Origin of the sequence: Roseovarius sp. B08 (assembly GCF_051417955.1) — a bacterium.
Lineage (GTDB): Bacteria > Pseudomonadota > Alphaproteobacteria > Rhodobacterales > Rhodobacteraceae > Roseovarius.
Map to the genome: position 1 here is coordinate 75,658 of NZ_JBPRLW010000002.1, position 22,931 is coordinate 98,588.

Genomic DNA, 22,931 nt, shown 5'->3' on the forward strand with positions numbered 1-22,931 from the left:
TGCTCCCTCAGCGTGACTTGCGGTATTTGTCCAACCCGCCGGTGTGCATGACCCGGCCCATGAGCGGCACACCGATGATCTCTTCTGCTTTGACCGCCGCTGCGATCAGCTTGTCCAGATCAATGCCGGTTTCGATGCCGAGTTCGTGACACAGGAACACTGCATCCTCGGTGCAGACATTTCCTGCGGCGCGCGCGTGGCCGTGGCCCGCGAAAGGACAGCCGCCAAGACCGGCGACGGAGCTTTCGAACATGTCCACGCCCATCGACAGGGCCGCATAAACGTTGGCGATCCCCAGCCCACGTGTGTCATGGATGTGCATACCGATGCGCGCCTCGGGCGCCAATTCGCGCAGGGCGCCGATCATCCGTTTGACCGCCTCGGGGTTTCCCCAGCCCATGGTGTCGGCGACCACAAGGATCGGCACGGGGATGTCCTCTTCTTCGCACAGCTGAAGGATAAAGCGGAAATCGTCCAGGATGCGCTCTTGCGGGATGGGGCCTTCGAGGTTGCAGCCGAAGGCGGTCATCACATAGGCCGCGTCGACCGTATATCCCTCTTCCTTGTAAAGACGGACCCAGTCGCGTTGCTTCTCCCGCATTTCCGCAGAGGTACTATTGTTGTTCGACTTTGCGAATGCTTCGGAAGGATAGAACAGCAGACGCGGGTCGATATCGACCTCATGCGCGGTCAGGGCCTTGCGAAACCCTTTGTCGTTCAGCCACAGCGATGTGTAGTTCACGCCCGGTTTGCGCTTGATACGCTGGAACAACTCGCCGGTGTCGGCCATTTGCGGCACGTATTTCGGGCTGACGAAACTGCCGACCTGAATGCGCTTTAGACCGGTTTCGCTGAGCATGTCGATCAGTTCGATCCGCTCTTCGATCGGATAAATCTTCTTTTCGATCTGAAAACCCTCACGCGGGCCTTCTTCGCGAAACTCGACGAATTTGGGAAAGTCGCTCATTTCATCACTCCTCGGATGGCAGAATCTCGGCGATGACCTGGCCGCGATCGACCATGTCCCCATTCGAGACGGATATATTGCTGGCTATTCCGGCCGCGGCCGCCCGGATCGAGATTTCGAGTTTCATGGATTCCATGACCGCGACCACGTCGCCTTCGGCGACAGCTTGGCCGTCGGAAACCTTGATTTCGACAATCATGCCGGTCAGCGGAGAGGTCACGGCGCGATCCGCCACAGCATCGCCGCCGGCAAAGGCAAGGGGCGCGGCGGGCCGAAAGACCAGGCGGCCTTCGGGCGTGTCCAGTTCGATCACGCCCGCGTGCAGGCGCGCGTCGATCAGATGGACGGTGTCGCCTTCGCCGACACGCCAACGGCCCGGGGTCAGTTCACGTGCCGACAGTGTCAGCGCCTCGCCGTTTTCCGAATGGACGGTGTATCTGGCACCCGGTTTGACAGGGCCGATGCGCAGTTCCTCGGATACCTCGTCAGAATCGGTGAGCGCCACGCGCTGCCCCGCTTCAATCGCATCGTCGCCCAGGCCAAGCCGCCAGCCGGTAAAGGCATCACGGTTGGTCCAGGGAATGGCGTTTGTGTCGCTGCGCGACTGGGTCACGAAGAGAATGGCAGCGGTCGCTTTCCACAGATCGGGGCGGCTCAGGGCGGGTGCCTGTGTCAGCTCATCCAGCCTGCCGTCGATCCAGCGGGTATGCACCTGCATCCGTTCGAATTCATGGTTTCGCGCCAGCGCCGTCAGAAAGGCGCGATTGGTTTCGACACCTTCGACCGCGACATGATCAAGCGCCGTGGCCAGACGTGCCAATGCGGTTTCCCGGTCGGGCGCGTGCACGATCAGCTTGGCGATCATCGGGTCGTAATAGGGCGTGACGGCATCGCCTTCCTCGACGCCGCTGTCGATACGCAGGCCCGATGGCAAGCTGAGCGTGGTGAGCGTACCCGTCGACGGGGCGAATTGCATCGCCGGATCTTCGGCGTAAAGCCGCGCCTCGACCGCGTGTCCATTGATCTTGAGGTCATCCTGTACCAGTCCAAGGCCCGCGCCTTCGGCAATGCGCAGGTGAAGCGCGACAAGGTCCAGCCCGGTGATCGCTTCGGTGACGGGATGTTCCACCTGAATGCGTGGATTCACCTCAAGGAAGAAATACTCGTCCCCCGCAACCAGAAATTCGACCGTGCCCAGACCGCGATAGTCGAGCGCTTCGCCCAAGCGGACCGCGTCATGCGCGATGTCGCCCAAAAGTGAACGGTACAGGCCCCAGGCCGGGGCCTCCTCGATGACCTTCTGGTGGCGGCGCTGAAGTGTGCAGTCGCGTTCGAACAGATGCACCACATGGCCTTTGCCGTCGCCTGCAATCTGCACTTCGACATGGCGTGCTTCGGGCAGGAAACGTTCCAGCAGCAGCCCTTCGGAGCCGAAAGTGGATTTCGCCTCGCGCAGCGCGCCTTCGATGTCCTCGACCAGCGTGGTTTCGTCGGAGACGAGCCGTTGTCCGCGCCCACCACCGCCGCCGACAGCCTTGAGCAGCACCGGCAGGCCCATTTGGCGCACCTCCTCGGCAATCTGCTCGGGATCGGACCACGCACCTTCGGCGCCCGAAATCACCGGGACGCTGGCCGCCACGGCGGCCTCTTTGGCGCTGGCCTTGTCGCCGAAACGTTCAAGCGTTTCCGGCGTCGGCCCCATGAAGATCATGCCGGCGGCTTCGACCGCACGGGCAAAATCGGGGTTTTCGGCCAGAAAGCCGTAACCGGGATGGATCGCATCCGCGCCCACCGATTGCGCGGCGGCAATCACCGCGTCGATTTTCAGATAGCTCTCGGATGCAGGCCCGGCGCCGATACAGACAGATTTGCCAATCTTGCGGACATGCAGGGCATTGGCGTCGGCCTGCGAATGCACGCCGACAGGGGTGATACCGCTGGCCCGCGCAGTGCGCGCGATCCGGCAGGCAATTTCGCCGCGGTTGGCGATCAGAAGCGTTTTGATTTTCACGGTTCGCTCCTCACATCCTGAACACGCCGAAGTTGGTATCGACCTTGGGTCTGCGCGATGTCACATCCAGCATCAGCGCCATGACGTCACGGGTCTCACAAGGCTCGATCACGCTGTCGATCCAAAGATTGGACGCAAAATTGTAAGCCCCCTGAAAATCCTCGTATTCCTTGCGGATCGGTGCCTTAAACGCTTCCTCCTCCTCGGGGGTCCAGCTTTTGCCTTCGCGTTCGTTGATCTGCGCGCGAACCTGAGCAAGCACGCTGGCGGCCTGTTCCGGCCCCATGATCGCCGACCGTCCCGTCGGCCAGGCGAACATTGCGTCCGGCTGGAACGGGCGGCCCAGCATCGCCAGGTATCCGGCCCCGTAAGAGCCACCGGTGATGATTGTGAATTTCGGCACCCGGGCCGAAGACATGGCCGTGATCATCTTGGCGCCGGCCTTGGCGATGCCCATCTGTTCGACCTCGCGGCCCACCATGAAGCCGTTCACATCGGCCAGGAACAGCAGCGGAATATCGCGCTGGACACAGAGATTGATGAAATGCGTCGCCTTCAACGCGGCCTCAACGAAGAGCACGCCGGTATTGGCGAGAATACCGACCTCGTGGCCATGGATGCGGCCCCAGCCGGTCATGATGGTGTCACCATAGAGCGGCTTGAATTCATGAAAGTCGCTGTCGTCCAACAGCCGCGCAAGAATTTCACGGTTGTCGGTCGGCACCTTGGGGTCGCGGCTGACGAGTCCATAAATCTCTTCGACCGGATAGGCGGGCGCACGGGGCGTTTCGGGCGTCTTGCGGGGTAGGGGTTTTTCGCCAAGGTGGCTGACAATTTCGCGCGTGATGGCCAGAGCGTGGGCGTCATCTTCGGCCAAATGGTCGGTCACACCGGAGACGGACGAATGCATCTTGCCGCCGCCCAGTTCTTCGGCTTCGACCTTTTCGCCGGTTGCGGCAAAGGTCAATTCCGGTCCGCCCAGATACATGAAGCCCTGACCGCGCACGATCACCACTTCGTCACAGAGCGCGGGAATATATGCACCACCCGCGGTGCAGGGCCCCATGACCACGGCGATTTGCGGCACACCATCGCCCGACATGCCGATCTGTTGGTGAAAGATGGACCCGAATTGGCCTTCGTCGGGAAAGATGTTTTCCTGATCCGGCAGGAAGGCACCGCCGGAATCCACGAGGGTGATGACGGGCAGACGGTTCTTCCATGCGATCTTCTGGGCGCGCACATGCTTGCGGGAAGTCATGCCGAAATAGGTGCCGCCCTTTACGGTGGCATCATTGGCGATGATCATGCACTGACGGCCTTCGATCACACCGATGCCCGTGATGATGCCCGCGCCCGGTGGCACGCCTTCATATTTGTTCAACCCGGCCAGCTCGCCGAGTTCCAGAAAGGGCGTGCCCGGGTCGATCAGCCGTTCGATCCGTTCGCGCGGCAGGATCTTGCCTTTGTCCATATGACGTTTGCGCGCCATTTCGGGGCCGCCGACGCGCTGTTTGAGCCGGAGGGCATGTAGTTCATCGACCTTTTCGCGGTAAGACACGTCGTTGGCGCGGAAGTCGTCCGACGCGGTGTCGAGAAGGGATTTCATCTTAGTCATGGCAGGTCTGGGTATTTCCTGAGAACGAAGGCGACCTTAGCGGCGCCAGGTTTTTCGAAAGTGTCGGCCGCAACCAGGTGAACGTCGGCCTTGAAGACCAGGGAGTCTCGCAGTCGCTGCTCAATTTTCTTTTTGAGGGCGACGTCATCGGCCGGATCGCGATCGGGGCCGCGTTCGACAATAACCGTCAGCGCGCCCTGCGTGGTGTGGCCCTCGAAATCGGCCACGATGCGCATGACGCCGTTGGTGTCCGGAACCATCTCGGTAATAATGCTGTTGATGGCCGACGGGAAGACATTCGCCCCGCGCACGATCAGCATGTCGTCGGTGCGGCCGGTGCAACGGATCTTGGGTCCGGTCCGCCCGCAGGAGCATTCGGTGTCGATGACCTCGATATAGTCCCCGGACCGGAACCTGACCAGCGGGCTGGCCTGTCGGCCAAGTGCGGTATAGATCATCTCTCCTTCGGCACCTTTCTCCCAAGGGATGATTTCGCCGCTTTCGGGGTCGAGCAATTCAGTAATGACATAGTCCATGTTGACCATGTGCATCCCCGACTGGGCGTCGCACTCGGCCCAATAGGTCACGCCCAGATCGGTGCCGCCCAGCATCTCGGTGCATTTCGCACCCCAGGCCTTTTCGATCTTTGCCCGAATTGCGGGAATGCCGCCGCCGGGTTCGCCGCCGACGATCACGCGCTCGATACCCAGTTCGCTGGCCTTGCAGCCAAGCACCTCGGGAGCCTTTTCAGCCAGGTGCAGCACAAAGTTCGGAGCGCCGACCACGCAACGCGGGCGGGTATCGGCGCAGGCGCGCAACAACCGTTCCGCACCGCCATCGGCGCCCACCGGCACATCGATCGTGCCCATGTACTGCAATCCCTGCATCACCGGGATGCCGCCGACAAAGCCCTTGGCGAGCGAAAATGCGTGCAGCACCATATCGCCGGGACGCACGCCATTGGCAAAGAAACAGCGCGCTGTCATCTCGTGCCACATCTCGGCGTCGGATTCTGTCAGGGCCACATATGAGGGGCTGCCGGTCGTGCCCGACGAGGCCTGCATCTGGATTATTTCCGACATCGGCGCGGCACGGTGCTTGCCAAAGGGCGGCTCGGCGGCGAGGCTTTCGCGGATCTCGGTCTTGTAGGTATAGGGCAGTCTTTGCAGGTCTTCGATGGTGCGGATATCGTCGAAGTCCACACCGGCCTCGGCGAACTTTTCCTGATAGAAGGTCGAGTTCGCCTTGAGATACGCCATCTGATCGCGCAGCCGCTCTTCCTGAATACGGCGCACCTCGTCGAGCGGCGTGCCCTCGATCGTGTGCCAGAAGCGATCATTTACCTTGTCGGCGGCATCCTCCCGCCGGAAGCGCATTCCAAATTGCATGTCGTTCTCCGTTCCAAGCCGTGGCGATCAATAGGATCGTGGCAGGCCCATGACCTTTTCGCCGATAAAACTCAGGCACAGTTCGCGGTTCACCGGCGCTGTGCGCAGCAGGCGGACCAGCGGGTACATTTCGTAAAGCCCCGTATCTTCGGTAAAGCCCGATCCACCATGCGCCTGAAGCGCCGCGTCGACCGCTTCGATCCCGGCTTCGGCGGCGGCATATTTCGCCATGTTCGACGACGCACCGGCAGGCAGCTTGTTGTCGAATTCCCATGCCGCGCGACGGGTCATCAGGCTGGCCATCTCGACCGCTGTGTGCGCCTTGGCCATCGGGTGCTGCACGCCCTGGTGCGCACCGATGGGTTGGCCGAACACATTGCGCTCGGAGGCATAGGCCACGCCCTTGTTCAGGGCGAACCGGCCGATGCCGCAGCACAGGACGGCCAGGATGATACGCTCGGGGTTGAGGCTGTCGAACAGAATCGAGAATCCTTCGTCAACTTCGCCGACCACATCCTCGGGGCCCAGATCGACCTCGTCAAAGAACAGGGTCCACTGTTCCTCGGGCAGGGGGATCGAAATCTTTACCCGCTGCTTGTCGACCCCTTTTTCTTCAGGTCGACGGCAAACAGGGTAAAGCCGTCGGTCTTGCGGCTGACCTCGGTATGCGGTTTGGTCCGCGCCACCACGAGGCAGTAGTCGGCCACTTCGGCCCCGGTGATGAAGGTCTTTTCGCCCGACAGGCTGAACCGGTTGCCCCGACGCTTGGCCAGCGTAGTGGCCTTCATCGTGTTCGACCCGGCCCCCGGTTCGGTGATCGCGAAACAGAATTGGATATCACCGCGGCAGGCAGCCGGCAGCAGTTCTTTCTTGTGGAACTCGCTCCCGTGGCTGGCGATATGGGCCAGCGACATGGTCGGCCCGACCACCATCATCAAAAGCGGAATGCCGTGATTGGCGGTGCCCTCCATGAACAGGGCCATTTCGGTCATGCCAAGACCCGCGCCGCCGTATTCTTCGGGCACCATGATGCCGAGGAAACCGTCATCGGCGATCTGGCGGAACATTTCGTGCGGAAACTCGTGCCTGCGCGCGTGTCTCAGCCAGTAATCGTTGTCGAACTTCTGCGCCAGTTGGCCGCCATACTCGTAAATCTGGCGTTGTTCGTCGTTCAAAGTAAAGTCCATGTGCTGTCCTCAGGCCTTGAATCTGGGGGCGCGCCGGTTCTCGAATGCGTCGAGGCCCTCGGCCACGTCATCGCTGGGCAGCGCACGCACCGCGGCATCGCGCTCAAGCCGCATCTGCTGGTCGACACCAATGTCCGCGCCTTCACGCGCCAACCGCTTCATCTCGGCGATGCCGGGACGTGAACGGGTGGCGATTTTCTCGCAGTATTCCAGCGCAGACTTGTGCAGGTCCGCATCCGGCACGATGTAGTTGACCAATCCGGCCTCTTTGGCCTCGTCCGACTTGAGCCAGCGGGCCGAGAACATCAGGTCGAGCGCCCTGCGCTGCCCCATCAGCCGTGTCAGCCGCTGCGAGCCACCCCAACCGGGAATCAGCCCGAATTGCGCGTGCTGATCGCCAAACTGGGCGCTTTCGGCCGCGAAACACACATCGCATGCCAGCATCAGTTCGATCCCGCCGGCCAGACACAACCCCTGCACTGCCACCACGACAGGGAGGGAGGAGGTTTCGAGCGCACGCAGGTTGTTCATGCCAAAGGCGATGAAATGGTCCAGCGCGGCGGGATCGTTCAATTTACCTTTCACTTCCACCAAATCGGCACCGGTGCAAAAGTGCTTGCCCTGCGCCCGGATGAGGATCGCCCGAATAGCGGGGTTCGCCTCGAATTCCGCACGCGCGACAGAAATACGCTCATGCACCTCAAGTGATAGGCAATTGAATTTCTCGGGGCGGGCCAGTTCGATGATGCCGGTGTTGCCCTCGGAAGTGACGAGGATGGGGTCGCTCATTTCGAGGCTCCCTTCGCCTTCTTGTCATACTGCAGCGCCAGCCGCCCGACCTTTTCGCGGGCGATCACCAGCTTCTGGATCTGCGCGGTGCCGTCACCGATCTGCAGGCCGAGCACATCGTTGTAGCGCTGGTGATGGGGCAGGTCGGTGGTGTAGCCGTAATGTCCGTGCAGGATCAGGCACTGGTGCAGGATCTCGCAGGCGGTTTTGGGCAGGTACCATTTGCACATGGCGGCCTGAGAGGTGTGGGGCAGGCCACGGTCGCGCAGGTCCAGCGTGTAATAGCAAAGCTGGCGCATCATGGTCAGTTGGGTCTCGGCCTCGGCCAAGGGAAAGCTGACACCCTGATATTGCACGATCGGGGCCCCGAATGCCTCGCGTTCCTGAACGTAGGCCCAGGTTTCATCCACCGACGCCTGCGCGGCCCCCAGACACTCCAGTCCGATCAGCGCGCGAGAATAGTCGAAGCCCGCCATGATCGTGCCAAAGGCACGGTCCTGTTCCGCCATCATATTTTCGGCCGGCACGAAAACATCGTCAAAGAACACCGACCCGCGCCCGACAGGCTTGGTGCCGATGTCGTCAAAATGGGTGCGCTTGATGCCTTCCTGGTTCAGATCGACGAAAAAGGCGCTGACCCCGCGTGAGCCGCCGTTAGGCTCGCCAGTACGGGCAAAGACGACCGCTGCATCCGCCTGACTTGCAAAACTCATGGATGTCTTTTCACCGTTCAGCCGCCAGCCGTTGCCGGATTTCTCAGCTCTCAGAATCAGGTTCGCCGCATCCGAACCGCCACGCGGCTCTGTCAGGCCCAGACCAATGACGGCATCACCCGAAACAACCTTGGGCACCCATTCCGACGCGATGTTCTTGGAGGCGTGTTTGGCAACCATTCCGCCCATGAGAGAGCCCAGAAGCTGCACGTAACTTGCGTTGAAATCGGCATAGGCGATCTCTTCGACGATCAGCCCTGACGTGACAGAGCTTTCCCCAAGGCCCCCGAATTCCTCGGGCAGATCGGCTCCGATCAGCCCCAGTGCGCCCATCTCCTTGATCAGCGCACGGTCGAATGTATGGCCGTTGGCGCGTTCTTGGTATGTGGGCGCAAGCCTTTCAGTTGCGAAGCGCTTTGCGGTGTCGCGAAACGCCTTCTGGTCGTCTGTTGGCTGGAAATGCATCGGTGCTCCTCCCCATAAGCGAAAATTATCTTTCCAAAAATCTAACAAATGTTAGAATGCAGATCAAGCGTAGTTTTGAGGAGGATGCCCACAGTGGAGAATGAGCTAACGGAGAGCTTCGGGACCATGCTCTCGCCCATCCGCGCAGGCCAGCATACATTGCGAAATCGTGTCATCATGGGGTCGATGCACACACGGTTGGAAACCGAGCCTGACGGCATAGCCAAACAGATCGCGTTTTACGCCGAGCGTGCGCGGGGGGAGGCGGCGATTCTGGTCACCGGCGGGTTTTCGCCCAATGCAGAGGGCATATTCGATCCGGAAGGTCCGCGAATCGATGCCCCGGAAGAAGCGCTTAGCCTGCGCCCGATCTGCGAGGCGGTGCAGACCGAAGGCAGCCTGATCTGCGCGCAACTCCTCCACGCCGGGCGCTATGCCAAAATCGAAGGCTGTGTGGCCCCGTCGCCGATCCGCGCCCCGATCAACCGTTTCATCCCGCGTGAAATGACCGAAGCCGACATTCTCCGTACCATCGAGGATTTTGCCGTGGCGGCCGCCAATGCGCAGGCTGCAGGCTTCGATGGCGTCGAGATCATGGGGTCCGAGGGATACCTGATCAACGAATTCACCGTCACCCACACCAACAAGCGCCAAGACGACTGGGGCGGCAGCGCCGCGAACCGCCACCGATTCCCGGTCGAGATCGTGCGCGCGGTGCGCGAACGTTGCGGCCCCGAGTTTCTGGTCATCTACCGGATTTCGGCGGCCGATCTGGTCGAGGGCGGCGCGCCCGCCGATGAAATTGCCGCACTGGCCCGCAAGATCGAGGCTGCAGGTGCGGATATCCTGAACACCGGCATCGGCTGGCACGAGGCCCGCGTGCCGACTATCGCCTATCCGGTGCCGCGCGGTGCCTGGCGCAAGGCGGCAGCCAACGTCAAAGCGGCCGTGTCGATCCCGGTAGTTGCCTCGAACCGGATCAACACACCCCAGCTTGCAGAAGACATACTTACCTCTGGCGATGCGGACATGATCTCGATGGCGCGACCGTTTCTTGCTGATCCGCATTTCGTGAAAAAGGCGCGCGAGGGCCGCGCAGACGAGATCAACACCTGCATTGCCTGCAACCAGGCCTGTCTGGATTTCATCTTTTCGGATCGTCCGGTCGGATGTCTGGTCAATCCAAGGGCCGGGCGTGAAACGGAATTCCGGGATACGCCAACCGACACGCCAAAGAAAGTGGCCGTCGTTGGCGGTGGTGCCGCGGGCATGACCACAGCAGCCGAGGCGGCGCGACTGGGCCACGATGTCACCCTGTTCGAAGCGCAGGACAAATTGGGCGGTCAGCTGAATCTGGCCCGCGCCGCACCCGGCAAAGACGAGTTCGACGAAACCCTGCGGTATTATGCCGGTCAGATGCAGAAACACGGGGTCACGCAGCGTCTGGGGCAGCGTGCTGAGGTGAGCGATCTTGAAGGCTTCGACCATGTGGTCATCGCCACCGGGGTCACGCCGCGGATTCCCGACCTGCCGGGTATCGACCATCCCAGCGTCGCGACCTATGCCGAAATTCTGTCCGGCGACCGTGTGGCGGGCGACCGTGTCGTCGTGATGGGGGCAGGGGGCATCGGTCATGATGTGGCCGAGTTCCTGGTGACCGACCCCGCCGAGACCGCCAACTCCGACGTCTTTTGCGAAACCTGGGCTGTGGACCCCGAATTTGTCTCCTCGGGTGCCCTGAGTGGCGACCCTCTGGCCCCGAAACCATCGCGCCGCAAAGTCGTCATGCTTCAGCGCAAGACATCGAAACCCGGTGCAGGTCTGGGCGTCTCGACAGGGTGGATTCTGCGCAACGCGCTGCGCAAACATGGGGTCGAGGCCATGGGCGGAGTGTCCTATGAACATATCGACGATGCGGGGCTGCACATCGTCGCGGACGGAAAGCCAAAGGTCATCGCGGCCGATACAATTGTGCTGTGCACCGGTCAGGAACCGGAACGGGCCCTGGCCCAAGAGCTTGCCGCGCGCGGCGTCCCGGTTACGATGATCGGCGGGGCAAAGGAGGCCGCCGAACTGGATGCGCTGCGCGCCATTGATGAGGGCGTGCGCCTGGCGCAGGGTCTCTGAACCGAGGCTCGGGCAAGGGGGAAACTATGCTGACCGACGTCATCCGCGCGGGGCGCGCTGATCTGTATTCGATCTTTCGAACCCGCGCACATGACTGCGCCCGCGCCCTCGCCATTGAGGACGGCAGCAGGAAACTGACCTATGCAGAACTGCTGGAGCGGGTCGATCGTCTGGCGGCTGTCTTTCTGGCACGAGGCGTGGCGCCCGGAGACAGGATCGCGATCCTGTCGCATAACCGCTCAGAATACCTGGAGGTCGAACTTGCAGCGGCGGGAATCGGCGCGATTGTCGCTTGCCTGAACTGGCGGCTTGCCCCCGATGAACTGTGGCACTGCATCGATCTGGTCGAGCCGGTGCTCGCGGTTGTCGAACCGGAACTTTCAGAAGCGTATCGCGCCGTCGCGTCGACCCCCTGTCTGACCGTCGGGCCAGACCTGGAAACGGCCATTGCCGGGGCCGAGCAAGACCCGCGCATCGGGACCATGGTCGACGATCCAGAGGCTGGTCTGACGATCTTGTATACCTCGGGGACTACGGGCCTGCCCAAAGGGGCGCTCATCAGCCACCGCGCGCATATCGCCCGATCCATGGCTTTTGCGGCGCAGCTGGCACTGGATCCCTGTGACGGGTTCATCTCCTGGGCACCTATGTTCCACATGGCGTCCACCGATCATGCGCTGGCGACGGTCCTGCGGGGCGGAACCGTGGTGATGGTGGACGGTTTGCAGCCTGCGGTCATCAACGAGGCGTTGTCGCGCCACCGGATCGGCTGGTTCGTGATGATGCCCGGTGCGCTGGACGCCTTTATCGCAGAACGACGCGCCAACCCTTTGCCGCTGAAGGGGATCAAGGTTTGCGGCGCAATGGCCGATCTGGTGCCGCCGCATCAGATCGCGGAACTGACGGCCCTTCTGGACACACCCTATCTGAATTCCTTCGGCGCAACTGAAACCGGCCTGCCGCCGGGGACCGCCGATCTGATTGCGCCGGGTGTGACCCCGGACCGGCTTTCCAAGCGCATAAGCGCATTTTGCGAGGTTCGGCTGGTCGATCCCGACGATCGCGAAGTGCCGGATGGAACGACGGGCGAAATGGCTGTGCGGGGCCCGACATTGTTTTCAGGCTACTGGAACGCCGACGACGCCAACGCCCGCGACTTTCGCAACGGCTTTTTCCACATGGGCGACTTGTTCCGGCGCAATGCGGACGGCACCGTCGACTTTGTGGATCGGGCGAAATACCTGATCAAGACCGGAGGGGAAAACGTCTATCCGGCGGAAATCGAACGTGTGCTTCTTTCCCATCCCGATGTGGTCGATGCCGCCGTGGTCCGGGTCTTCGACGCGAAATGGGGGAAAGCCCGGTGGCCTTTGTCGCCTGTGGCGATGACGGGCCGGATGCCGAGGCGCTGATGAATTTGTGCCGCGAAAACCTCGCAGGCTACAAACGGCCGCGCGAGTTTCTTTTCATCGCGTTCGAGGATTTTCCCAGATCGACCAGCGGAAAGGTCCAGCGGCATATCCTCGAAGCCCGGCTCGCGGATTAATTTGCGCCCCGGCCCGATCGTCACCCCGCCACGCCCGTTCGCCCCACCAGCGCCATAAGCGTTCCGGTATCGTTCCGGTCATCGTTGCGACGAGCTTCTCATCCCCGCCCTTCATAGCATGGGCACGCGCCTCGCAAATGGTCAGCGTCCTACCTGGTTTCACCACGTCAGCGACGAAACGAAACCGCTCGCCGTCCGCCGGGTTGAGCAGGTTGATCTTGAATTCGGCCGTCAAAACGGCCGCTTCTGCGGGCATGAGCGAAAAGGCCGCGTATCCGCAGGCGCTGTCCAGCGCTGTCGACACGATTCCGGCATGCAAAAACCCATGTTGCTGGCTCAGAGCATCCTCATGTGCCATCTCCAGAACAATGCGGCCGGGCGATAGCTCGGCAATGCTGATCCCCAGCGTGTGCATCACCTTCTGGCGATTGAAACTGTTGCGCACGCGTGCGTCATAGTCGGGGTTTTTCGGTTTGAATTGCGTCATGGCGGGACTTCCTCGTCGATTTCATTCGTCAATGACCAATCTTAGGCGGTCTTTGAGGCGCGTATCTTGTAGCGAAAGGTCAAAACGACGCGGAACGGACAGGGCGCGCAACGCGCCGGGCGGTTTGCCGGCGAATATCCGGCAAGCGGCGGACAAATGAGATTGATCGTAATATCCGGCGTCCAGCGCCAGATCGCTCAGTGGCAGGGTCTTTGACGCAAGCTGCCCGAGAGCAAGGCGAAAGCGCCGCGAGGCCGCAAGCCGCCGCCGCGACACGCCGGTATCCGCCCGAACCTTTCGACGTTCGGTCCTGTCGCTGTATGCCCCGGCTTGAGCGGCAAAGCGCAGGTCTCTCGCGAGGCCGTCAAGCACTGCGATGAGCGCGGGCAGGTCACCGTCCCCGATCTGAACCCGGGCCAGTTCTGCGGCCAGCATGTCCAGCCCTTTGGAGTCGGGTAAGTGCTTCGGTCGTGACGACAACCTCAGCCCGGCCACGACACCATGGAATGGCCTTGGGCGGAGAGTGAAACCCGAGCGCGGTGGCGCCAGCGATACACGCGCCCCGCCGCTGTGGTCGCGCGTTACCGAAAGGGTAAAGAGGTCGGTTGCGAACCGCCCGCCTCCACCACCGCTCAGCACACCGGTATCGCGAAACACGAACAGATGATCGATCTCAGTGGCCGCTTCCTCAGGCGGCGCCAGTTCGAGATAAAGCGGCGCCGCCATCAGGTTACTTGACGAAAGCATCCCGGTTCTCGGTGACGAAATCGGCAAATCGGCGCGCCGGGCGCTCTAGCACCTCGCTGACCGTGGTCTCGATGCCGGCTAGGTAGCCCCTGGGCGCGATAGAGGCCAGTTCGACCATGGCCCCGGCGACCTCGTCCTGCATTCCGCCGGCCACCATGCCCGCCCTGGCATCCTCGGCCGAAAGGGACACGCACGACACTGTTCGTCCCGTCACTCCGGACAGAAGGGCCGCGATGTCATCCCCTGCAAGAGCTTCGGGCCCGGTCAGACCAAGAGCCTTGCCTTCGTACCCCGGAGCGGTCAGCGCCTCGGCGGCGACATCCGCGATGTCGCGAGCGTCGATCCAGGCCACGGGTCCGCCCACGTCGTCATAGTACACGGCGTCCTTTGCAATGTTGCCGGCCTGCCACAGCAGGTTCTGCATGAAATAGGTCGGCTGGACAAAAGTCCAGTCAAGGCTGCTTTGCTTCAGCAGTTCCTGGGTTTCGGAATGCCACTTTCCAAAGGTCAGCCCCGCCTTGGGCGACGCGCCAAGCCCCGTGGCCACAACGATATGGCGCACGCCCGCGGCCTTGGCCGCCTCGATCACGTTCGCCTTCCACTGACGCATGTCCAGATGGGCAGGCGTGACCAGGTATATCTTTTCCGCCCCGTCACAGGCCCGCGCCAGCGCGGCAGGGTCCGTGAAATCCGCTGCGACCGCCTCGCATCCTTTGGCTTTTTGCGCGTCTAACTTGAAGGGGTCGCTGGTGACAGCGCGCACGGTCGCGCCTTTTGCCATAAGCGTATCGACGAGGGGCGCGCCAGTCGTGCCCGTGGCTCCGAAAACAGTGATCATGACTTTTCCTTTTGCAGGTCTGCGATGGGCTGAATGGTTTCCGGGTTGCTGATCGACGACAGATCGCCCGGATCTTCACCGAGAAAGGCGGCGCGCACGACACGGCGCATGGTTTTCATGCTGCGGGTCTTGGGCAGCGCTTCGACAAAGTGGATCTCGCGCGGGCGGAAGGGTTTCGAGACGATCTCTCCGACACGATCCTTGAGCCGGTTCACGAGCTCCGCGTCCGGCGACACATTTGGTGCCGCCACGCAGACGCAGACGACGGCCACGCCCTTGATGTCATCAGGTGCCGCGATGGCAGCGGCGTCCACCACCTCTCCGGTTTCGGTCAGGGCCGCCTCGATCTCGGGCGGGCCGATGCGTTTGCCGGCGATGTTCAGCGTGTCGTCCGACCGGCCCAGGATATACCATGTCCCGTCCGGATCGCAGCGCACCCAGTCGCCGTGCCGCCAGAGGCCGGGGAAGGTGGACCAGTAGGTTTCAAGGTAGCGATCGCGGTCCCCCCAGATGGCCGGGGTCAGACCCAGAGGCGGCTGGGTCACGACCAGTTCGCCGACCTCGCCCGGTGCGGCTTCGCTGCCGTCTTCACGCAGCACCTTGGCGCCGACACCCAGGGCCTGGGCCGAAAATCCGCCGGGCTTGATTTCATGCAGCACGGTCGAGGTAAGGATCGCGCCAAAAAGCTCGGTCCCACCCGAGATGTTCAGCGGCACCGCGCGGCGGCTACAGATATGATCCAGTTGCCAAAGCCAGGCATCGTCGGTCCAGGGTTCACCGGTCGAGGCGACAATGCGCAGGGGCGACAGGTCGTAGCCCAACAAAGGTTCAGTATCCTGCGTCATGAACTGCCGTACCAGGGTCGGAGCCACACCAAGATGCGTGACCTCCATATCGGACGCAAGACGCAGCAGCCTGAAGGGATCGCCGGGCATTGATGGTGCGCCTTCGGCCAGCACCAGAGTCGAACCGGACAAGAGCACCGACAAAAGGGTGAGCGGCCCCATGACCCACCCCATGTCAGTCATCCAGAGGTGCCGGTCGTCCCGTTTCATGTCGAGGCAAAGCAGGAAATCGGCCGTGGCCTTGGCCTGCACGCCCAGATGGGTATGCACGACGCCCTTGGGCCGTCCGGTGGTGCCTGACGTATAGGCGATGAGAAAGGTGTCATCGGCACTGACGGGAACGGCGGCAAACTCCGGACTGGCGCGGCCCACTGTTTCGGTCCAGTCCAGATCGCGGGCCGGATCGGCCACCGCACCGCCGAACCGTCGCAGGCTGATCACGGTATGAACCGATGGCAGGTCGGTCAAAGCCTGGGCGAGGCTCGCCTCCATCCAGACCGGCTTGCCTCGCCGGGGTGTGGCATCCGCCGTCAACACCGCCACGGCATCCGCGTCGTTCAGGCGCGATACGATGGCATGGGGCGCAAAACCGGAAAACAGCGGCACCGCAACCGCGCCCAGCCGGGCAATACCCAGAAGCGCGGCCTCGATTTCGGGGATCATCGGCATATAGATGCCCACCGCCTGACCGGGCCTTACACCGCGCGTGGCAAGGGCCGAGGCGACGCGGGAGGCTTCGGCGGCAAGGTTGCAATAGCTCCAGCGGCGGCGGCTTCCGTCTTCGCCGACCCAGTCGATAGCGACCTTGTTACCCAGGCCATCGGCAATTCGGGCGTCAAGACAGGTTTCCGTCAGATTCAACGTACCTTCCACGGCCCATCTGATCGATTCAGGCCCTGTGGAGATATCTCGCAACCGGCTGTAGGGCCGCGCGAACCGTATCCCGGCATGGTCGATGATCCGGCCCCAGAACCAGTCTGGGTCTTCATTCGAACGGCGGACGAGCTTCTCGTAACTGTCAATGCCGCAGCCCCTCAGAAATGCGGTCAGCGTGCTTGTCCGCTGGATGTCGGAGCCTGGCTGAAACATTCGCAACCTTTCTAGGATGAAAAAGGGCCGCACATAAGGCGCGGCCAGTCGGGGAGGTAACTCTTGGCACGGTTTGGCAGCAGCGCCTTGAGTCCGGCGCTGCTGCCATCGTTTTAACCGTGCATGGACAGGCCGCCCGAAACCGAAATCACCTGGCCGGTAATGAACCCTGCGTCGTCCGACGATAGGAAGCAGATGATGCCAGGGTAATCCGTCGGCTGCGCAAGACGCTTCATCGGAATGGCCCGCTTGAGACCTTCGGCGATCTTTTGACCGGCCTCGCCCTCGGCAACCTGAGCGAACAGCGGGGTGTCGGTCGGTCCGGGGGCGACCGCGTTCAATTGAATACCTTTACGCGCCAGTTCGCGTGCAACGGTCTTGGTGAAAGAGATGATGCCACCCTTGCAGGCCGAATACACGGCTTCGCCGGATGATCCGACGCGTCCGGCGTCGGAGGCGATGTTGACCACACGGCCGCCGCCGTTCTTGACCATGCCCGGAAGCACCGCGTGATGCATGTTCAGCGGACCGTAAAGATTGATGTCGATGACCTTTTTCCAAAGGTCGGGATCGGTGTCGAGGAACGGTTTGATCACGTCCCAGCCGGCATTGTTCACCAGCACATCGACCGGACCCCCGGCCTCGAACTCGGCTACAGCCATGTCGACCTGGGCACGGTCGGTGATGTCCACCTTGAAGGCCTGCGCCTTGCCGCCGGCCTCGGTGATCAGGCGAACCGTTTCCTTCGCCCCGTCTTCGCTCATGTCAAAGATCGCAATCTCGGCACCTTCTTCGCCGAACCGTTCGCACACCGCGCGCCCGATGCCGCTGCCGCCGCCGGTCACGATCACGCGTTTTCCACTCAACCCTCGCATATGGAGGTCCTCCTCTTCCGTTATCATCTTGGCAAAGAACTTGATTCGGAACGTTCCTTGCACTATTCTAACATTTGTTAGAATTAATGCAATGGACAGTCTCGTGTCCCGCAAGTATCGAAATGGAATGGTACACAAGACTGACCCATCCAGGACACTGAGCGAAGACTTGAACAAGTCTGGGAGGACACGTGAGGGTATCCTTTCGGCGGCTGCGCGACTTTTTCGGTATGAAGGCTATCACGCAACGACCATGCGCGACATCGCGCAGGAAGCTGGCATTGAGGCCGGCAGCATTTATTATCATTTTCAATCCAAGGACCAGATTCTGAGCGAAGTTCTCGATCTTGGCGTCCGCCAACTTTATCAGGCGGTCAGTGAAATCGTTCGGTCGGCACCGACAAGTTCGGAGGATTTTCGCAAGACTTTCGGACTGCTGATTGAAACACACCTTACCTACCTGTTGACCGACAGCGACTTTACGTCAGCCAATATTCGGAACTATCCGATGTTGTCGGACGAAACACGCACCCCGCATCGCGAATTGCGTGCATCATATGCGGGTGCCTGGGGCAAATTCCTGAATGACGCCAAACGCAACGGTCACCTCCGAAATGACATATCCACAACAGTCATTCGCCAATTCATCCTGAGTGCCATGAACTGGACTGTGGAATGGTATAATATCGCAAAGTATCCGGTGCGCATCCTCGCGGAACGATTGAGTAAGCTGATACTTGATGGAATGTGTCTGCATCGCAAGGCGGATACCGAAGGCTTGATGCTGTGCCCCGCCACTCCTGCGAAAATCCCGTATCCCGACGGCAAGGCGGCCAAGACCCGTGCAGAAATCCTAAAGGCCGCAGCGCGCGTTCTGAGGGACAATGGCTACAAGGCGACCACGCTGAGAAAGATCGCGGAAGAAGCGGACATGAAAGCGGGCAGCGTCTATTACCATTTCAACTCCAAGGACGCGATCATTGACGAAATTCTAAACGCCGGACTGAGGGACTTGCTATCAGGTGTCGAAGCCGCCGTTCGGAAATTCGATGCCCCGTACGATCATCACACCAGGATAGCGACTGCAATCTGGGCGCACCTGGATTTCCTCTTCAAGGCAAGCGAATTCACCTCGGCGAATATCAGAAGCTATGGAATGCTCCCCAATCATTTCAGGGAGAGGCACAGGGGTATTCGCCATGAGTATGGAAAACTCTGGGATCGGATACTCCGTGAAGCTCAGGACGACGGTGCCATACGGTCGGATATCAAGATCGTCCCCTTGCGCCAGGTGATGTTGGGTGCCTTAAACTGGACGGTGGAATGGTTCGACCCGAACAAGGCAGGAGTGCAAGGATATCTATCACTGCCTGAATTCTCCAGCATGCTCATCAATCTGTTACTGGAAGGCATTTGTAACCGGGAAGCGGCCCCGTCCACAGGACAAGGTAGCCCTGAAAGCGGTTGCCCCGGTCAGACCAGAAGGAAGTGATACAGCCCTTCGGCAACCGCCTTTTCCCGATCCGTCTGCCAGCTGAGCACGCTGACGCTCGCCATCCTATTGCCCTTGCGCGTGACATTGGCGCGGGCAAAAAGCGATCCCTTCACACCGGGTCTGAGGTAATCGACGGTTAGGTTGATCGGCTTGGCCGGAACGTCGGCGAAATCGGGCTGTACCGCGATGGCGGCAGTGGCCTCCATAAAACTCGCAATTATGCCGCCATGGTAGTACTCCATGATCGGGTTACCGATATGGCGGTCATCAAAGGTCATTTCCGCCTCAGCATGGAGACTGTCTAGACTTCTGACCTCAAAGTTGAGAAATCGGAAGAACGGCACCCGGGATACATTGGCATTGACAGTTTGCACGTCCATCACGAGGTTTTTCCTTTTGTCATTGCGTCAAACAGGCTGGTTTCGCCGCGCGTCAATGCAAACGAGGCGGTTCCACGGGCGATTTCAGCATTATCATGGCCCTCGAACCAGACGCTGCCGGAATTGAAGGCGATGTGGCGGGTCTGGCGAAAACAATGCGCCTGAACGATGACATCCGCGCGCGAACGAGCAGGGCGCAGGTAATCAACTCTCAGATCAAGAGTGGCCATGGTGCTGACGCCTTCGATGGCGACAAAGTTAGCCAATCCAAAGACACTGTCCAGAAGAGCCGTCAGGATACCACCATGGAGCAGTGTCTGTTCCGCATCGACGCAAAAGTCCGGATTGAACGGCATCCGAACCCGAACGCCTTCGGTCGAAACCTCTTCGATCTCAAGCGCCATATGCGTAATAAGACCCTTGCCGCTCGCATTCCACATCTGCGCGATCCGCTCCATCTTCTTTTGGGTGATGTCTGACATGCGATCTTTCCTTTAACGCCCCGTGAAGTTGGGTTTTCGTTTTTCGACGAACGCAGCAACCGCCTCGTGGTGGTCTTCGGTCTGATGCATGAGCGCCTGATAAGCCGCCGCAGAATTCAGGAAGTCCGGTAGATCCATCCGTTCGGCGTTGCGCATCAGACGCTTGGCGACGCGCACCGCCCGCGGTGGTTTCGCTGCGATGACGGCGGCCCGTTCGCGGGCCCGTGCCATCAATTCTTCATGGGGCACAAGTTCAAGCACCATGCCAAGCTCCAGCGCCTCTTCGGCCTCGACCATACGTCCCGAGAAGGTCAGATCGGCGGCCTTCTGGTGACCCAGACGACGCAACAGAAACCAGCTGCCTGCATCGCCTGGAATGATCCCGAGATTCAGAAACACCTCGCCGAACTTCGCCCTCTCCGACGCGATGCGCATGTCGCACATCATGGTCAGGTCGCAACCCGCGCCCACCGCCGGGCCGTTGACTGCGGCGATCGTCGGAATATCCATGTTGTAGAGCGCAAGCGGCAGCCGCTGCACCCCATCGACATAGCTCTGCGCCGCCGCAAGCGGTTCCTTGCGGAACACACTGTCGGGATCGTTCATCTCCTTGATGTCGCCGCCGGCACAAAAGGCCGGGTCGGCACCGGTCATGATCATAACGCTGACCTGAGGATCGGCCTGCACCTTGGCGAAGGTCTCCAGAAGGGCAGCGATCATGTCGTTTCCGGTGACCGGGTTTCGCCGCTCGGGGTCGTTCAGCGTAACCGTGGCGATCCTGTCGGAAATCTCCAGAAGGACTGGGTGTTTACTCATTCTTGCCATCTCCCCGTTCGCGTTTCTCGAACATCGCGGGGTTGATCATGTCCCGCGCGTCATGACCCATATGCAAGGTCTCACCGCCGTCTACATAAATGTCTTCTCCTGTGATGAAACCGCCAAGTTTCGAGGCCAGGAAAATGATCGTGCCTGCGATGTCCTCGGCCGCCCCCATCCGGTTTAGCACCGAGCGGTTCAGCTGTTTCCACTGTTCCGGCGGAATCGGATAGCGGCCAAGCGCATCGGTCTTGATCGTGCCGGGCGCGACACAGTTCAGCCGGATGCCGTACTCGCCCCATTCGGCGGCCAGCGTTTTCATCATGCCCGTCACACCGGCGCGGGCGGCGACGGTGTGTGTAAAGCCGGTAAGCGCGGTGCGCGCCGAGATGGCGGTGACGAACACAACCGATCCACCATTTTCGTACATGAAGTGATCCGCCGCTGCCCGGGTCATCTGCCAAGACCCGATCAGGTTGTTGCGGATCACGGCTTCGAAGCCCTTGTTGGTGATATCGCGGGCGGCCGCGATATACTGGCCGCCGGCATTGTTCACCAGCACGTCAAGCTGCCCGTAATGGTCCTTGATGCGCTGCATGGCCACTTCGATGCTGTTCTCGTCGCGGATGTCGCCGGACACCACGAGGGCCTCGCCACCCGCTGCGCGGATCATTTCGGCGGTCTCTTCCAGCGGCTCTTCGCGGCGCGCGAACAGCGCAAGCCTGGCCCCGCAAGAGGCCATTTCGATCGCCGTCGCCCGGCCCATTCCAGAGCCGGAGCCTGTGACCAGGGCAACCTGGCCCGCCATGAGATCCGGCGCATAGCGCCGTGATTTCAGTTCGCTCATGATGCTACCCCTCAGTTCTTCAGCAATTCGCCAGAGATGATAAGCTTGCGCACCTCCTGGGTGCCCGCGCCGACCTCAAGCACGCGACCTGTCCGATAAAGCCGGTTCACCTCGGTGTCACGCATGTAGCCCGAGCCGCCGTGAATCTGGACGGCCTTGTCCAGAACGAAGGATGTCGCCTCGGCAGCCTTGTAGATTGCCGCAGCGGTGAGCTTGTGGATTTCGCCGCGCCCGCCTGCGCCCTCTTCGAGGCCCTCACACATGGCCGCGGTGCGCAAGGACAGGCTGCGCGCCGCCTCGATCTGGGTATACATGTCGGCCAGCATCGCCTGCACCATCTGAAAACTGGCGATCGGTTTGCCGAATTGCTGGCGTGTCTTGGCGTAATCGATGGAAATATCCAGCGCCCGCTGCGCAATGCCCAGAGCGTTGAAACAGACGATGGCACGTTCCAGATCAAGTCCGGACATGGTAACGGCAACCCCGCCATCCAGCTTGCCGACCATGTTTCTGGCCGGAACGCGGCAATCTTCGAATACCAGTTCGCCCGTCGGGGAGCCGCGGAATCCCATCTTGTTGAGCTTCTGCGCCACCTTAAAACCCGGCGTGTCGGTTTCCACGATAAAGGCGGAAATACCCTTGGCGCCCTTTTCCGGCGAGGTCTTGGCATAGACTAGGACCAGATCGGCAATCGGTCCGTTGGTGATGTAGATCTTGGCGCCGTTCAGTATGTAGTCGTCGCCATCCTGTTTGGCCGTGGTCCGCATCGAGCCAAGCGCATCAGACCCCGCGCCGGGTTCGGTCAGGCCCAGGGCACCCACCAGCGTGCCGTTGCACAGGCCCGGCAGGTATTTTCGGCGCAACTCGTCATTGGCGTTGCGATAGATGTTGTTGACGCACAAATTGTCATGGGCCACATGGGTCAGTCCGATGGCCGCCGAGGCCCGAGACATTTCCTCGGTGATGATACAGGCCGAGGTAAAATCGAGCCCGGCACCGCCGAATTCCGGCGGCACGTTCAGGCCGAGATATCCCATTTCGCCCAGCTTGGGGAAAACCGAAGGGGGCAGATCGTCGGTGTCGTCCATTTCCGCGTTCAGATGGTGGAACTCGGACATAAAGAACTTGCCGGCCTGATCGGCCAGGGCCTGCTGTTCGTCCGTCATGAAATGTGTTGGCAGAGCGGTGTCGTTGCGCAGTTGCTTGTTCATTGTCTCGT

22 protein-coding genes are annotated in these 22,931 nt (G+C 61.1%); 4 read left to right on the forward strand and 18 right to left on the reverse strand.

Annotated features, from left to right (window positions below; all coding sequences use genetic code 11):
- Positions 1-7: 7 nt before the first annotated feature.
- The 8 genes from ACSQ76_RS21650 to ACSQ76_RS21685 all read right to left on the reverse strand — a co-directional run bounded on the left by ACSQ76_RS21650 (position 8) and on the right by ACSQ76_RS21685 (position 9,138).
- Positions 8-967: a hydroxymethylglutaryl-CoA lyase gene (locus ACSQ76_RS21650; RefSeq protein ID WP_057817106.1), complete on the reverse strand. Its 960-nt coding sequence runs from the start codon at positions 965-967 to the stop codon at positions 8-10.
- A 4-nt stretch (positions 968-971) separates the two neighbouring features.
- Positions 972-2,978, reverse strand: coding sequence for an acetyl/propionyl/methylcrotonyl-CoA carboxylase subunit alpha (locus ACSQ76_RS21655; protein WP_057817104.1), 2,007 nt, complete (start codon positions 2,976-2,978; stop codon positions 972-974).
- Between the two features lie 10 nt (positions 2,979-2,988).
- Positions 2,989-4,596, reverse strand: a complete 1,608-nt coding sequence (locus ACSQ76_RS21660) for an acyl-CoA carboxylase subunit beta (RefSeq protein WP_057817102.1) — start codon at positions 4,594-4,596, stop codon at positions 2,989-2,991.
- On the reverse strand, positions 4,593-5,984 hold the full coding sequence (locus ACSQ76_RS21665) for a phenylacetate--CoA ligase family protein (protein ID WP_437158286.1): 1,392 nt from the start codon (positions 5,982-5,984) through the stop codon (positions 4,593-4,595). Before ACSQ76_RS21665 ends, ACSQ76_RS21660 begins: the two co-directional genes overlap by 4 nt.
- Positions 5,985-6,011: 27 nt before the next feature.
- Entirely contained in the window at positions 6,012-6,497 is a 486-nt protein-coding gene (locus tag ACSQ76_RS21670) for an acyl-CoA dehydrogenase family protein (protein WP_437158287.1), read from the reverse strand.
- A gap of 71 nt (positions 6,498-6,568) precedes the next feature.
- Positions 6,569-7,171, reverse strand: coding sequence for an acyl-CoA dehydrogenase family protein (locus tag ACSQ76_RS21675; RefSeq protein ID WP_437158288.1), 603 nt, complete (start codon positions 7,169-7,171; stop codon positions 6,569-6,571).
- Between the two features lie 9 nt (positions 7,172-7,180).
- Positions 7,181-7,960 carry an enoyl-CoA hydratase/isomerase family protein gene (locus ACSQ76_RS21680; protein WP_437158289.1) on the reverse strand — a complete coding sequence of 260 codons (780 nt, stop codon included), beginning with the start codon at positions 7,958-7,960 and terminating at the stop codon, positions 7,181-7,183.
- Complete coding sequence (locus ACSQ76_RS21685; RefSeq protein WP_437158290.1) at positions 7,957-9,138, reverse strand: acyl-CoA dehydrogenase family protein; 1,182 nt, start codon at positions 9,136-9,138, stop codon at positions 7,957-7,959. Before ACSQ76_RS21685 ends, ACSQ76_RS21680 begins: the two co-directional genes overlap by 4 nt.
- Positions 9,139-9,222: 84 nt before the next feature.
- Between ACSQ76_RS21685 and ACSQ76_RS21690 the strand changes: the two genes are divergently transcribed.
- The 3 genes from ACSQ76_RS21690 to ACSQ76_RS21700 are packed head-to-tail and all read left to right on the forward strand — an operon-like array spanning position 9,223 to position 12,811.
- Positions 9,223-11,265, forward strand: a complete 2,043-nt coding sequence (locus ACSQ76_RS21690; RefSeq protein WP_437158291.1) for an FAD-dependent oxidoreductase — start codon at positions 9,223-9,225, stop codon at positions 11,263-11,265.
- A gap of 26 nt (positions 11,266-11,291) precedes the next feature.
- Entirely contained in the window at positions 11,292-12,677 is a 1,386-nt protein-coding gene (locus tag ACSQ76_RS21695; RefSeq protein ID WP_437158292.1) for a class I adenylate-forming enzyme family protein, read from the forward strand.
- On the forward strand, positions 12,614-12,811 hold the full coding sequence (locus ACSQ76_RS21700) for an AMP-binding enzyme (protein WP_437158293.1): 198 nt from the start codon (positions 12,614-12,616) through the stop codon (positions 12,809-12,811). The genes ACSQ76_RS21695 and ACSQ76_RS21700 overlap by 64 nt, the downstream gene beginning before the upstream one ends.
- Here ACSQ76_RS21700 and ACSQ76_RS21705 read toward each other — a convergent pair.
- The 5 genes from ACSQ76_RS21705 to ACSQ76_RS21725 all read right to left on the reverse strand — a co-directional run bounded on the left by ACSQ76_RS21705 (position 12,732) and on the right by ACSQ76_RS21725 (position 17,692).
- A complete protein-coding gene (locus ACSQ76_RS21705; protein WP_437158294.1) occupies positions 12,732-13,298 on the reverse strand; it encodes a PaaI family thioesterase in 567 nt (188 codons plus the stop codon). The genes ACSQ76_RS21700 and ACSQ76_RS21705 overlap by 80 nt on opposite strands.
- Positions 13,299-13,319: 21 nt before the next feature.
- Positions 13,320-14,024 (reverse strand): helix-turn-helix domain-containing protein, encoded by a 705-nt coding sequence (locus ACSQ76_RS21710; RefSeq protein ID WP_437158295.1) that lies wholly within the window; start codon positions 14,022-14,024, stop codon positions 13,320-13,322.
- A 4-nt stretch (positions 14,025-14,028) separates the two neighbouring features.
- The gene (locus ACSQ76_RS21715; RefSeq protein WP_437158296.1) at positions 14,029-14,883 is read right to left on the reverse strand and encodes an SDR family oxidoreductase; all 855 of its coding nucleotides are present in this window, start codon (positions 14,881-14,883) and stop codon (positions 14,029-14,031) included.
- Positions 14,880-16,817 (reverse strand): AMP-binding protein, encoded by a 1,938-nt coding sequence (locus tag ACSQ76_RS21720; protein WP_437158297.1) that lies wholly within the window; start codon positions 16,815-16,817, stop codon positions 14,880-14,882. Before ACSQ76_RS21720 ends, ACSQ76_RS21715 begins: the two co-directional genes overlap by 4 nt.
- Before the next feature lie 113 nt (positions 16,818-16,930).
- Entirely contained in the window at positions 16,931-17,692 is a 762-nt protein-coding gene (locus ACSQ76_RS21725; RefSeq protein ID WP_057817077.1) for a glucose 1-dehydrogenase, read from the reverse strand.
- Positions 17,693-17,819: 127 nt separating this feature from the next.
- On the opposite strand from ACSQ76_RS21725, the gene ACSQ76_RS21730 reads away from it, so the two are divergent.
- Positions 17,820-19,184, forward strand: coding sequence for a TetR/AcrR family transcriptional regulator (locus ACSQ76_RS21730; RefSeq protein WP_057817075.1), 1,365 nt, complete (start codon positions 17,820-17,822; stop codon positions 19,182-19,184).
- On the opposite strand, the gene ACSQ76_RS21735 is transcribed toward ACSQ76_RS21730, so the two are convergent.
- Genes ACSQ76_RS21735 through ACSQ76_RS21755 form a run of 5 tightly spaced genes read right to left on the reverse strand, consistent with a single transcriptional unit; the run spans position 19,166 to position 22,923 of the window.
- Positions 19,166-19,567, reverse strand: a complete 402-nt coding sequence (locus tag ACSQ76_RS21735; protein ID WP_057817073.1) for a PaaI family thioesterase — start codon at positions 19,565-19,567, stop codon at positions 19,166-19,168. The genes ACSQ76_RS21730 and ACSQ76_RS21735 overlap by 19 nt on opposite strands.
- Entirely contained in the window at positions 19,567-20,049 is a 483-nt protein-coding gene (locus tag ACSQ76_RS21740) for a PaaI family thioesterase (protein WP_057817071.1), read from the reverse strand. The genes ACSQ76_RS21735 and ACSQ76_RS21740 overlap by 1 nt, the downstream gene beginning before the upstream one ends.
- A 12-nt stretch (positions 20,050-20,061) precedes the next feature.
- On the reverse strand, positions 20,062-20,865 hold the full coding sequence (locus tag ACSQ76_RS21745; RefSeq protein ID WP_057817069.1) for an enoyl-CoA hydratase-related protein: 804 nt from the start codon (positions 20,863-20,865) through the stop codon (positions 20,062-20,064).
- Complete coding sequence (locus tag ACSQ76_RS21750; protein ID WP_057817067.1) at positions 20,858-21,712, reverse strand: SDR family NAD(P)-dependent oxidoreductase; 855 nt, start codon at positions 21,710-21,712, stop codon at positions 20,858-20,860. The genes ACSQ76_RS21745 and ACSQ76_RS21750 overlap by 8 nt, the downstream gene beginning before the upstream one ends.
- Positions 21,713-21,723: 11 nt before the next feature.
- The gene (locus tag ACSQ76_RS21755) at positions 21,724-22,923 is read right to left on the reverse strand and encodes an acyl-CoA dehydrogenase family protein (protein WP_437158298.1); all 1,200 of its coding nucleotides are present in this window, start codon (positions 22,921-22,923) and stop codon (positions 21,724-21,726) included.
- Positions 22,924-22,931 lie beyond the last annotated feature (8 nt).

Bases quoted from the DNA above. Each gene is read 5' to 3' on its own strand.
- ACSQ76_RS21675 (WP_437158288.1), bottom strand. From the start codon at position 7,171: ATGGACTTTACTTTGAACGACGAACAACGCCAGATTTACGAGTATGGC.
- ACSQ76_RS21740 (WP_057817071.1), bottom strand. From the start codon at position 20,049: ATGTCAGACATCACCCAAAAGAAGATGGAGCGGATCGCGCAGATGTGG.
- ACSQ76_RS21745 (WP_057817069.1), bottom strand. From the start codon at position 20,865: ATGAGTAAACACCCAGTCCTTCTGGAGATTTCCGACAGGATCGCCACG.
- ACSQ76_RS21700 (WP_437158293.1), top strand. From the start codon at position 12,614: ATGGGGGAAAGCCCGGTGGCCTTTGTCGCCTGTGGCGATGACGGGCCG.
- ACSQ76_RS21755 (WP_437158298.1), bottom strand. From the start codon at position 22,923: ATGAACAAGCAACTGCGCAACGACACCGCTCTGCCAACACATTTCATG.
- ACSQ76_RS21705 (WP_437158294.1), bottom strand. From the start codon at position 13,298: ATGACGCAATTCAAACCGAAAAACCCCGACTATGACGCACGCGTGCGC.
- ACSQ76_RS21650 (WP_057817106.1), bottom strand. From the start codon at position 967: ATGAGCGACTTTCCCAAATTCGTCGAGTTTCGCGAAGAAGGCCCGCGT.
- ACSQ76_RS21660 (WP_057817102.1), bottom strand. From the start codon at position 4,596: ATGACTAAGATGAAATCCCTTCTCGACACCGCGTCGGACGACTTCCGC.
- ACSQ76_RS21715 (WP_437158296.1), bottom strand. From the start codon at position 14,883: ATGATCACTGTTTTCGGAGCCACGGGCACGACTGGCGCGCCCCTCGTC.
- ACSQ76_RS21685 (WP_437158290.1), bottom strand. From the start codon at position 9,138: ATGCATTTCCAGCCAACAGACGACCAGAAGGCGTTTCGCGACACCGCA.
- ACSQ76_RS21665 (WP_437158286.1), bottom strand. From the start codon at position 5,984: ATGCAATTTGGAATGCGCTTCCGGCGGGAGGATGCCGCCGACAAGGTA.
- ACSQ76_RS21690 (WP_437158291.1), top strand. From the start codon at position 9,223: ATGCCCACAGTGGAGAATGAGCTAACGGAGAGCTTCGGGACCATGCTC.
- ACSQ76_RS21680 (WP_437158289.1), bottom strand. From the start codon at position 7,960: ATGAGCGACCCCATCCTCGTCACTTCCGAGGGCAACACCGGCATCATC.
- ACSQ76_RS21695 (WP_437158292.1), top strand. From the start codon at position 11,292: ATGCTGACCGACGTCATCCGCGCGGGGCGCGCTGATCTGTATTCGATC.
- ACSQ76_RS21725 (WP_057817077.1), bottom strand. From the start codon at position 17,692: ATGCGAGGGTTGAGTGGAAAACGCGTGATCGTGACCGGCGGCGGCAGC.
- ACSQ76_RS21710 (WP_437158295.1), bottom strand. From the start codon at position 14,024: ATGGCGGCGCCGCTTTATCTCGAACTGGCGCCGCCTGAGGAAGCGGCC.
- ACSQ76_RS21720 (WP_437158297.1), bottom strand. From the start codon at position 16,817: ATGTTTCAGCCAGGCTCCGACATCCAGCGGACAAGCACGCTGACCGCA.
- ACSQ76_RS21750 (WP_057817067.1), bottom strand. From the start codon at position 21,712: ATGAGCGAACTGAAATCACGGCGCTATGCGCCGGATCTCATGGCGGGC.
- ACSQ76_RS21730 (WP_057817075.1), top strand. From the start codon at position 17,820: ATGGTACACAAGACTGACCCATCCAGGACACTGAGCGAAGACTTGAAC.
- ACSQ76_RS21735 (WP_057817073.1), bottom strand. From the start codon at position 19,567: ATGGACGTGCAAACTGTCAATGCCAATGTATCCCGGGTGCCGTTCTTC.